Annotated in this window: 7 protein-coding genes and 1 pseudogene; 2 read left to right on the forward strand and 6 right to left on the reverse strand. The window is 55.7% G+C overall.

Annotated features, from left to right (window positions below):
- Positions 1–831, forward strand: a pseudogene (locus DFR48_RS21565) (IS3 family transposase); the annotation flags it as partial.
- A 123-nt stretch (positions 832–954) separates the two neighbouring features.
- Here the strand turns inward: DFR48_RS21565 and DFR48_RS21570 are convergent.
- From DFR48_RS21570 to DFR48_RS21595, 6 genes are all read right to left on the reverse strand, one after another.
- Entirely contained in the window at positions 955–3,936 is a 2,982-nt protein-coding gene (locus tag DFR48_RS21570; protein ID WP_114365279.1) for a hypothetical protein, read from the reverse strand.
- Positions 3,937–3,943: 7 nt separating this feature from the next.
- Positions 3,944–4,927 (reverse strand): hypothetical protein, encoded by a 984-nt coding sequence (locus DFR48_RS21575; RefSeq protein ID WP_147273566.1) that lies wholly within the window; start codon positions 4,925–4,927, stop codon positions 3,944–3,946.
- Positions 4,928–4,930: 3 nt separating this feature from the next.
- Positions 4,931–6,139 (reverse strand): KpsE/RkpR family capsule polysaccharide export protein, encoded by a 1,209-nt coding sequence (locus DFR48_RS21580; RefSeq protein ID WP_114365281.1) that lies wholly within the window; start codon positions 6,137–6,139, stop codon positions 4,931–4,933.
- A 9-nt stretch (positions 6,140–6,148) separates the two neighbouring features.
- Positions 6,149–7,159: a Gfo/Idh/MocA family protein gene (locus tag DFR48_RS21585; RefSeq protein WP_114365282.1), complete on the reverse strand. Its 1,011-nt coding sequence runs from the start codon at positions 7,157–7,159 to the stop codon at positions 6,149–6,151.
- A 15-nt stretch (positions 7,160–7,174) separates the two neighbouring features.
- A complete protein-coding gene (locus tag DFR48_RS21590) occupies positions 7,175–8,116 on the reverse strand; it encodes a Gfo/Idh/MocA family protein (protein ID WP_114365283.1) in 942 nt (313 codons plus the stop codon).
- Between the two features lie 280 nt (positions 8,117–8,396).
- A complete protein-coding gene (locus DFR48_RS21595; RefSeq protein ID WP_170141962.1) occupies positions 8,397–9,566 on the reverse strand; it encodes a polysaccharide biosynthesis/export family protein in 1,170 nt (389 codons plus the stop codon).
- Positions 9,567–10,097: 531 nt separating this feature from the next.
- Here DFR48_RS21595 and DFR48_RS21600 point away from each other — a divergent pair.
- A partial coding sequence (locus tag DFR48_RS21600) for a transposase (protein WP_147273567.1) occupies positions 10,098–10,390 on the forward strand: 293 nt, incomplete at its 3' end.

The raw sequence follows: 10,390 nt of genomic DNA on the forward strand, positions 1-10,390 counted from the left end.
CGCCGAAAAATCCTCAATTCGCCATGTCGTCGACGTCGGCATAACTGGGGAATTTTACTGCGGCACTTCTGGGGAAAATTCACGCGGCATTGACACCACTGCACCTCTCGCCGCCCCGATCAGGCCGGTCTCGAACGACGCATCCGCGAGATTTGCGAAACGCGTGTGCGTTATGGCTATCGCCGTGTGCAAGTGCTCCTGGAGCGCGAGGGATGGCGCACGAACATCAAGCGAACCTACCGCATTTACAGGGACTTGGGCCTGCAACTGCGGAACAAGACGCCAAAACGCAGGGTCAAGGCGAAGCTACGGGAGGATCGGCAGAAGGCTGTCGGGCCGAATGATGTCTGGGCGATGGACTTCGTGCATGACCAACTCGCGACCGGCAAGAAGCTGCGTGTCCTGACCGTGGTCGATACCTTCTCGCGCTATGTACCGGTTCTTGATCCGCGTCATAGCTATCGCGGTGAAGATGTCGTGCAGACACTCGAGCGGATATGCCACCAGGTCGGCTATCCGAAGACGATCCGTGTCGACCAGGGAACGGAGTTTGTGTCTCGCGATCTCGACCTATGGGCATATGCCAGGGGCGTGACTCTGGACTTCTCACGTCCGGGCAAGCCCACGGACAATGCCTTCATCGAGGCATTCAACGGCCGCTTCCGGGCTGAATGCCTGAACCAACACTGGTTCCTGACCCTTGCGGATGCCCGCGAAAAGATGGAGGATTGGCGTAGAGACTACAATGAGGTTCGGCCACATGGCGCGATCGGCAACAAAGCCCCGATCTCGCTCATGAATTCGGGAGGCGCAACCAGCCCGCCCCCCTGAATGAAGTCGGAAAACTCCAGCTTCCGCTGGTCCAGAAACCTGGGGCGGTTCACTCTGATCCCTGCTCTAATCGCAGCCGGATGAAAGTTCAGGGGCAGGTCAGTGGTGTTGCTCATGTACTCGCTACGTCTTGATCCCCGCCTGATGAGCTATTTTCGGGCGTGAGGCAATGTAGTCGTCAATAGTCTTTCGCATATGAGCCGAAGGCAAGCCCTGTAGCAGTTGTTGGTTCGCATCGATGTAGTCGCTGCGACTTCTTTGCAGATCCTGCCAGCGTGTGCCATGAACACGAAAATCCTCTATGCACGTCAGCAGTTCCTCCGCTGAGAGCGCGATTGCCGCCACGCCCATTGCGTCGAGGCTGATTGGTGGAGGCGCATCTGTGAAATTGCAGGCGATTACATCTCGTCCTGCAAGGGCGGCCTCAAGGCCGACATTGGAAAAGCGAGTAACGACGACGTCGGCCACGGCCAATGTGTGTGGAAGGTCTAGCGTAGTTAACGTCGTGAGCGCGTGATCTTTGCGGCCGAGCTCCATACAGTATGCCTTGAATGCATCGTCACTGGTCGGGTGTAGCCGGATTCCGAGGCGGGCGTTCGGCCAAGCGGAGATGTTCTTGGCAATAGCTGATATTATGGGCTCGTCTTCATGCAAAAATGGAGATCCGGCAAAAACAATGAGGAAATTTTCACTTATGCCAGCATGTTTTCTGGCGATATTTCTATCGAGCTTCCGAACTTTTTCCTGAACTAGTCCTACTTTTGAACATCCAGTCAACATTGTCTTTTCAATTGGAAGGCAAAAATAGCTCGTGAAAAGCTGTTGTGACTGCGTTTCAATTGTAAACTGAACGTCGGCCTTCGTAGGTTTGTAGCGAGAGCGCGGTCCGACGAACACAGTTTGGACGTCAAAGGTCGGTGTACCGGCCTCGCGCCCGATCAGGCATGCCGCCTGGGCAATAAAGTCTCGACCGGGTAGCAGAGCTATCTGACTTGGCGCCAAAGTTTTCAACCATTTTGCTGTTTCAGCTCCAGCTTGGATGTAATTGAAGAACTTGGAACAGAAGAATGCATCAAGTTGACGGCGCACCGACAATATAAGCGCCACCTCAGTAAGGTTGATCATCTTGTTTCGATGAGCGAATCGAACAAGAAATGGCAAAAGATTTCGTGTGGTTAGTGCAGGGAGATTGCCATTGGGTGCCTGTAGTTTTGCGGCGGGCGCTACAATGACCTGGTCGTACCAATCGTTGGTTACCGAATCAAAAAAGGTTGAAACTCGACCCTTGATTGTTTGGCCGGCACTGGGGATGAAGATGACGGTTCGGTCTTTGCGCAGCTCTCGTCCCAGCTCAGTCAGATCTGTACTGTAATTACGGTCGAAGTTTCGGCCTATGAGTACAGCTGCACCAGTTGAACGCACAGATCTGGCACTCCCAGCCGCCATTGCCTTCAAAAGAATACGTCTTGCGTTGTCCTCGCCCGGCCCTGAAGCTTCGGGAAATGCGCTTTCAATGATCTGACACTGAAGCTCGTATGCGTCATCAGACGGACGGAAGCCAATTTCCGGTGATATGATGCGGGCTGTCTCTGGATAATCTATGGAATAGAGGCCTGCCGTGAATGCCATCCCAAGATCGCTGTCGCCCGCAAGGATCGTGTCGCCTGCGCGAGGAGTATTACGAAGATGTTCCAAGAGACTCCAGAATTCTGCGGCTCTTCCAAAGAGAAGGTCATCGATCGGCAGTTCCAGTGCATTCAGCCAAACACTAGCCTCGCTCGTCTTGAGGAGATCGGCGACGGCGGTAGAAAATGCGCTCGCGATTCGCCCGGTGTGCCTACTGAGCCTTTCCTCACTTTCGCTGTAGGGTCTTACACGTAGTGACCTTGTGGTCTTGAGGCTGGCTATTCGGTTCGATTGCGAACAGCGTGCAAGCGATGACACCGGTAAAGTGTTGAACGAAGTCATTTCGCCAAGACAGATAATTTCGAGATCGCTCCCACGGTTAGCATGGCTCAATGCGGCTGGGGGAGCCTTGCCTGCAACGAGCCAGCGGCTGGAAGACACTGCCGATGCAAAATCGAGACCCGCACCTGGAGCATAATCAACGGCCTCAAGCAACGGAAGATCCAGATGTCGCCAACGGCAATAGGCTTGCAGGTCGTCACACCCTTCCCGGACGGTCAGGGCGCGCAAGAATAGCTGCAGGGCGATCCGTCCCGGTTCGGCGAGTGCGGCGGTGTCGTCGCAACGCCCAATCGCGGCGAGGAAATCCGGGGTTAGCGGAAGACTGGCCGCGGAAGTGAGAACAGAGGCAAGTGACGAGTGGTTGTCATTGATCCACGCCTTGTAAATCAATCCCAAAGCAATGATTGCGGCCTGCTCGGGTGCGCGTAGCGCCCGCTCGCGTACTTCAGATAGCGTTAGCGGCGCGAATGTGTCTACCGAAACGTTCGCACCTGCCGGTAAAATCGTCGGCAGTACAACTGTATTCTCGGCAAGCACTTCCAGAATCTTTTGCAAGAATGCCATTGCATCGGCGTTCGTTCCTGCGCGGGGGCGGGGGACGCGCTTTAGTCGTACGGAATGTGGCGCTTCGCTGCTGCGAAGCCGCCTCGGCCCCTCCAGATTCGTATCGTCCTGCGTGGAAATCGGTGCAGGTGAGCTTTCCGGATTGTGCACGTGCGTGGCATCGCACTCGGGACGATCATCGGCGATCTCTGCGTCGCGTGTGAGATGCGGCACCGGATCGATGGAGGCTTCAAATATCGCGGTTGCGAGGCCGTCTATAGCGGCGGCGAGACGCCGCCTTGCTGCATCCGGAAAAGCAATGACTGCGACGTCCCGATGCATTAAGGCCAATCTCAACTCGGAGGTTAAAACATCCTTCAGCGCGAATGTCTTTTCGAATTCCGGGTACGCCTCATCGAATTCTATCCAATCTTCCTCTCTAAGACCGACGACGACGGCACGGTGGGATGCATGCGGACGCTTGGAGAGTTTCCGCAGCTTCGACGGCTTGAAGCCTACGAGATGAAGAATTGCGCGCCAGGTTAGAAGCGGCTCTCGAGCAAAGCTCAGAAGAACAGTCCAGAGGTAATTCATATAGGACTTAACTCGGCTGCTCGATCGAAAATCCAACCGCGTAAATATCGGCAGTGATACCCGCGTCGGTGCGGATCGAGAACGTCTGCTTGCTTGTCGTCGCGAGTTCCAGTTGCATAACTGACAGATCGCCCGGACGGTTGACATAACCCGCCAAGAACTCGCCGTCGGATCGTCCGAGAGTGCTGATGTAGGCGCCACCACCTTGCTTATTCGCGCGAAGGATGATTTCCATTCGCAGAATACGGCCAAAACCAGGTACCCATTTGCTGGCGTCAATTGTCTGTGCCGTTATTCCCGACACACCTTTTGCGATTAAATAATGGCTGGCGGGCAACAGACGAGTCCAGTCGCACACTGACTTTGGCCAGCCGTAGCAAACCATCGGCCGAAACCCCGTGTCTGGTTCATAGCGGTAAGCGATCGGCAGATGGCGTCGGTAGACGAAGTTGGCCGGAATGCCGGCCGAACCCTGTCCGTCAGTTCTTTGGGAGCTTTGCTGTCGTGTCAAGACAGCGGTGACCGGTGTCGTGGGATTCAGCTCCCGAGCCAATACCACATAGTACCAGCCGGCGAGTGGCTTTCCGACAAATTGTCCGCGAACATAAGTCGCGCTAGCTTTCTCGGCCTTGTTCCCAGAGGCGGCAAGCATCTCCTCTACGTCCTTCGGGGTTGCAACGTCATCTCGCCCGCCGACCCCCGTTGTTTCTATGTTGACCGTTATTTTGCGGTATACGTTGAGAATTTCGCAGCCGGTATTGTCAACCGCCGAACCAGGATAGACGATGAGTCGGTTTGCATCGAGCCGCTGTGTTTCCAAGCCGTTCAGCATGCGAAAAGGACGTTCATCTTGAGTCGGATCGCAACGTTCGCCTGCCTCCGCGACTTGGGCGACAGTTGACAACAACATCACGACGCAGGCGAAGGAAGGGATTTTCTTCCGATCGAACCTGTGCCGGGCGCGCGGCCGAGGGGCGGCAGCGGACGTCATTTACTACACACTCCTGTAATCCCGCACGATGGAATGGAGTAGGACAGTAATCCCGAAGAGCAAGAGCGTCGCGACGAGGACGAGCAGCGTATGGAACCCGGGAAGCGGAAAGATGCGTTCACTCGGCAGAGTCGGACTTGAAATCAGGATTAGATATTTCTGCTTCTGGAGAGCGACTTGACGGGCGCTCTCAAGGGCGGCCATCGAAAGTTCCAGATTCTTCTGTGAGAACTCCATTTCGGCCTGAAGCTTTTCGTAGTCCGCCAGCTGGGTTGTCACTGTGTGAGCGGTGGAGCCCGTCAGCCGATCACGTGTGTTCGCTATTTGCTGGAGCAGGCTGGCTTCCCGGTCCTGAAGAACCTGGATACGCGGTTTGAAGCGCTCGGCGTTTGCGGCGTCGGTCAATTGACTGATATCTGCCCGAACCTTGGAAAGTTCCGCCTCCATTCCGTTGATCAGGCCCTGTATCATTTGGGCTTGGACCATTGGATCAAGGGCGCCGTTGGCATTACGCCATTCGGTAACTGCAACGCGGGCCTTCAAGAGCCGTTCTTGAGCATTCGCAAGTTCTTTTTCTCGGAAGGCAACCTGGTCTTTGAGGGCCCGATTATTCATACGGTTGACGAAGTTTTCTGAGATCTGCAGTAGGTTAGTGGCGATATCACGCGCTGTTTCGGGATCGAAGGCCCAGACCTCTAGCGTCATAATGTTTTCGGTTGACGATATATGCGGCGTTACCATGTTGGAGTAATAGCCGAGCACGTCGTCGGGGGTGGCGTTCGTACGCAGGCGCGTAACCCAGTCACCGTTGGGTGATGCGTAGAATTTGCGGAACCCGTGGTGTTGTTCAAGTTGCTCGAGAGCGTCGGACGACTGAATAAAGCGTCGCAACGAGTACATTGAATTCGGTTCGCTTCCGCCGGCTATACCAATGGAAGCCATGAGGCCGCTGAACCCCGATGCGGCGCCCTGCTGTCGATCCTCGATCGTAAACTGTGTCTCCGACTTATAGAGCGGTGCCGACGTCGTCAGCGCATAGAACAGGGTGAGTACGGTCGGGACGAGCGTAATCACAAAAAAGAAGACTCGAATCCAGGGCACCTGTAGATTTTTGGTACGCCGCTGGATATTGGAAAGCCCTCCCCCAAGCCGTAAGGCAAGGGACCAGCCCGCTTTTGCGCGATGGACGATTTCGTCTGTCGTCGTAACCATTGGTTGCCTTCAGGGGATCGTATAGATTTCTCGTTTTGCAGCTGCCTCTAGTGGCAAACTCACCGGATGGCCTGCCGCTGCGGACCATCGCAAGGCAGCGTAGACTTCCATCGTCTCGACGGCCTTGTCAATTCCGCTTTCCGGTGCATCGTCCGAAAACGCATCCTGAATGGCCGCTACAGCATAATCGACAAGATCCGGAGGGACGGAACGGAATTCATCCGCTATGAGCGGCAGCCCGTAAAACGTCAGCGGCTTAGCGTTATCCTCCGTACGCCGGTGCATGTAGGACCAATCTCCGCCTTCTGTTTTCCACGAAACCATTCCTCGCTCGAAGATGAAATCTGCCCCTCCGACGATACCAACGTCATCGCCTAGGTCAATGATTGCACGCTTGCCGGTGCCGTAGAAGAACAGCGCCGTTCCGCCGGGATCGAAGAACTGCGGCCCACGATTATTGTCCGGCGTTTCGTGACTCAGCGCGCAAAAGACCTGCTCCGGCTTTCCACCCAGCAGATTATTGCAGAGATCAATCCAGTGGGTTCCAACGCAACCGAGCGAACCCCCGCCCATCTTTATTATAATCGAACGCAGAGAGCCGGTTGCCGGGTTCCCGTCGAGAGCTTTCAGGCTGCGGGTGTTTGCGCAGTACCGGCGCCCGTGGTTGACGATGATTCGAACGCCGAATCTGTTGGCGAGATCGGCGAGACTTTCAGCGCTGGCGAGGCTCTGGCTAAGTGGCTTTTCGATAATGATACGTTTCTTGCCTGCCTCTATGAGATTCTGCGCAATCGCGACATGTGAATCTGCTGTCGTGCAGATCACGACCGCATCGACGTCGCGGGAGAGTACCTCACTAAAGTCACGAGTGTGCAGCCCGGCAAGCTGCGGCTCACTGATGATTGCAAACGGTGTTTCCATGGGATCGAAAATCACGGCTATGTCGTGGCCGCTTTTGCGGATCGCTTGTGAAAAACGGGAGCCCATCCTGCCTGCGCCAATGAGAGCAATTCTTGCCATACTCGGAAGTCCGTCCTAATAGTTCGCGATGCGGTTGTAGATGCAATTGATAGCGTTCAACTGCTGTTCGGCTGTCACGAGGTTCGCGTCCGGTTCCTCGCTCAGAAAGGCCTTCATTTGCAGATAGAGCCCGGGTTTGAATTTCTTGTCGAGCGTATCATCAATCTCAACCGGGAGTGTTTCGAAGCTGCCTCTTGCCATTATTGCCAGCTTTTCCATCGGCCGTAGTATTAGGCGCTCATCCGCGAGGATGATCTCCAGACCCCAGCGTCCAGGTCCACGCCAGTCAGCAAAATAAGAAAACCTTGCGCCATCAACAGTTTGCCCGAAGCCGCGGAAATCGGCTCCACGACTGTGCCACGAGAGGCTTCCTTTAGTATCACAGGTCCACTCTGATGGCTGCCCACAAAGATGAAACGCCAGATCGATGACGTGCGTGCTATTCGCGAGGACCCAGTTTTCCTTTATGCGATCTGGTGTCGGCAGCGCCGCAATCCGGGGCGCATCTTCGCAGAACTCGAAGTTCACGGAGAGGACATTTCCGGCGGCGGCAATTCTGCGACGTGCTTCGATGACGGACGCAAAGAACCGCCGATTGTAGGCGATTGCAACATAAGAGCCGGTCGACTTGGCTGCGGTGAGCACTAGGAGGAGTTCGTCAGAAGTGAGTCCGCCCGGCTTTTCCAGTAGGATCTTGCGAACGCCGGCGGCAGCCAGCTTTTCGGCAGCAGCGGCCAGCTTGTCGACCGGAAGAGCGACAACAGCCGCGTCAGGTAGTGGCAGGTTTTCTAGTGCTCGTTCCAGTCCATGGGTATATGCCCGCATCGAATGCTTTTCCGCCAAGGGCTGTGCCCTCGTTGCGCTCGTAGCCACAACGGTAACGTCAACTTGCATGCTATCAAGAACGGCGGCATGCAAGGCTGCCATCGGCCCCGCGCCTATCAGCCAAATCGACACGTTATACGTCCTTTCTGCTGGTACGCTCTTTACACGCAGCTCTCGGTCCGGCGGGGTGTAGAAGCCGGCACCTTCGTCAGAGTGGCCACAGCCCCACAGATGAGATGCCTGAGATGCCTGAGATGCCTGAGATGCCGCTGACAATCGTCACAGTTGACCGAGGCAACTTCAAATTGATGCTGTCCTTCCCGACGCCTTGCCGCGGAGAGCGGCTGAGCGATCGCTGGATGTGGCCACGCCAATGTGACGCGAGCGGCAATCGCCTGTCTGCACATGCCCTCTACTCGAGGGCATTCCTAATCTGCGCACCCCTCAAGCCGACAAGCGACATCTGGGACGCAAGGTCTACGAACTTCTGCAACTCTACAGAGACTGCGTTTGCGACATAAACGAGGTCATTGTTCCGAATCTTGATCTGCTGGAGCCAGAAGAACGAGCGCGGGTCAGAGAAGCGGATGCGGAATACAATGGGCACGCCGGAGGGCGTTTCTTTAAGCACAGTTCCTGGAGGCAGCAACTTGCGTGCGGTTTCGGTAGACTCGAATCGGAACACGAAGACACCGCCTGCGTCTGCCATCGTGTCGAGCAACCCGCCGGCGAGAGAAATTGCGCCAGCAATCGTCTGATTGCTAAAGCCGACAGGATACTGCCCAGCCTTGGTAACCGCGCCCATGACGTTAAAGACCTGCGGCTCTTTTAGGACAAAGATAGTGTCGCCAGGATAAACGTATATATTCTCCGATGGCACGTTGAGCACTGTAGTCAGTGGAACCGTTTGAACAGTACCGCGGCGCACTAGACGAACAACAGCTTCTGTTTCCGAATCATGCATCCCAGCATTAGCTAGGACCGTCAAAATGTGATCCCCGCCGATGCTGAGCTTGACGCGGCCGGTGTTCGATACATTCCCGAGGACCGTCGCAGTATTGGCCGTCGTGTCTACGGCGCTGACCATTGCCTGCGGCTCAATTGCGCGACTTGCAAGTGCGCTCTCGATGCGCTTAGCGACTTCGGACGGGGTGCTGCCAGCCGCGCGGATCTTACCCCCGTAGGGAACATCGATGTATCCCGCCTGGTCGATAATTTGATTCGGCAGCACAGCTTGACGGGAGCCGGAAACGATCGCCTGTTCAGGCGGTGAGAACAGTCCGCCCGGGGCGCTTTCAAAAATTGAAATCGATAGGGTATCTCCGACACCCAGAACTTGGCGCGGCGGCGGCGGCTTCGTGCCAAAACTGGCGCTCAAGCTGGCAACCGGACTATGTAGAAGCAGATTAGCGACGCTTTCGGACAAGTCCACAACGTGATAATTCGCCGTCTGGCTTCCGGATTCTTTGGCACTTGACAAAACATCTGGCGCCATCGGCCCGCGGGATGAGACGACTTGGCATCCTGCCAGCGCCACAGAAGTTGTCAGCGAGATCAGTGTGGCAGCAAGCCCCTTGCCCATTCCAGTTCTTAACCTTTTCCAGTTCCAGCCCGACCCGGGAAAAAGGTCGCTGCCGTCGGATGGCCCGCAATTCGCCGAACCTGTTGTGTCAAGCATTACTCAATACCCGATAGCAAAGACAATTCATAATTTTGCGGTTCGCCCAATCGCGAGTGGCGCATATCTAACATCTTCCCAAATGCGGGTAAAGGTAGAAGGGGGCGGTAAACACCGTGTATTTTTATGAAGCGATAACAACGTGATATTCTCTTTTTTTTGTGTAGATTAGCCTCTTTCGAGATCGTTGACAGCGTGCCGCCGTTGAGAGCCGTCGCTGGCAGGTGAGTGCAATAGGTGCCGGGAGAATCGCGACCCATGCTCCGCATTAAACACATGAAGCGTCGGTCAGCGCGCGATAGAATCTCAGGACGTGAAGACGCTTGGCTGTAGTTTGGAGAGCGCCACCAAGCTCCACTGAGCGGAGTTGGTAAACGGAGGTTGAACCGCGCCGAGTTTGCCGGAGGCTTCAACTTCTGAGAAAGTGGGGCCGAGATGAGCAAGACAACGAACAAATTTTCACCGGAAGTCCGTGAGTGTGCGATCCGCATGGTTCTGGATCGCGAAGCAGAACACCCGTCCCGGTGGGCAGCGGTTTCCTCGATCGCGGCCAAGATCGGCTGCTTGCCAGCCACGCTGCATGAATGGGTGAAGAAGACCGAGGTCGACACCGGCAAACGAGCAGGCTTGCCGAGCGATGTGGCCGAGAAGATGAAGGCTCTGGAGCGGGAGAACCGCGAGCTTCGGCAGGCCAATGAGATACTGCGCAAAGCGTCCGCTTATTTCGC

Source organism: Ciceribacter lividus, assembly GCF_003337715.1.
Lineage (GTDB): Bacteria > Pseudomonadota > Alphaproteobacteria > Rhizobiales > Rhizobiaceae > Allorhizobium > Allorhizobium lividum.

Excerpts from the sequence above, each read along its gene's own strand:
- DFR48_RS21570 (WP_114365279.1), bottom strand. The coding sequence starts at position 3,936 with ATGAATTACCTCTGGACTGTTCTTCTGAGCTTTGCTCGAGAGCCGCTT.
- DFR48_RS21575 (WP_147273566.1), bottom strand. The coding sequence starts at position 4,927 with ATGACGTCCGCTGCCGCCCCTCGGCCGCGCGCCCGGCACAGGTTCGAT.
- DFR48_RS21580 (WP_114365281.1), bottom strand. The coding sequence starts at position 6,139 with ATGGTTACGACGACAGACGAAATCGTCCATCGCGCAAAAGCGGGCTGG.
- DFR48_RS21585 (WP_114365282.1), bottom strand. The coding sequence starts at position 7,159 with ATGGCAAGAATTGCTCTCATTGGCGCAGGCAGGATGGGCTCCCGTTTT.
- DFR48_RS21595 (WP_170141962.1), bottom strand. The coding sequence starts at position 9,566 with ATGGGCAAGGGGCTTGCTGCCACACTGATCTCGCTGACAACTTCTGTG.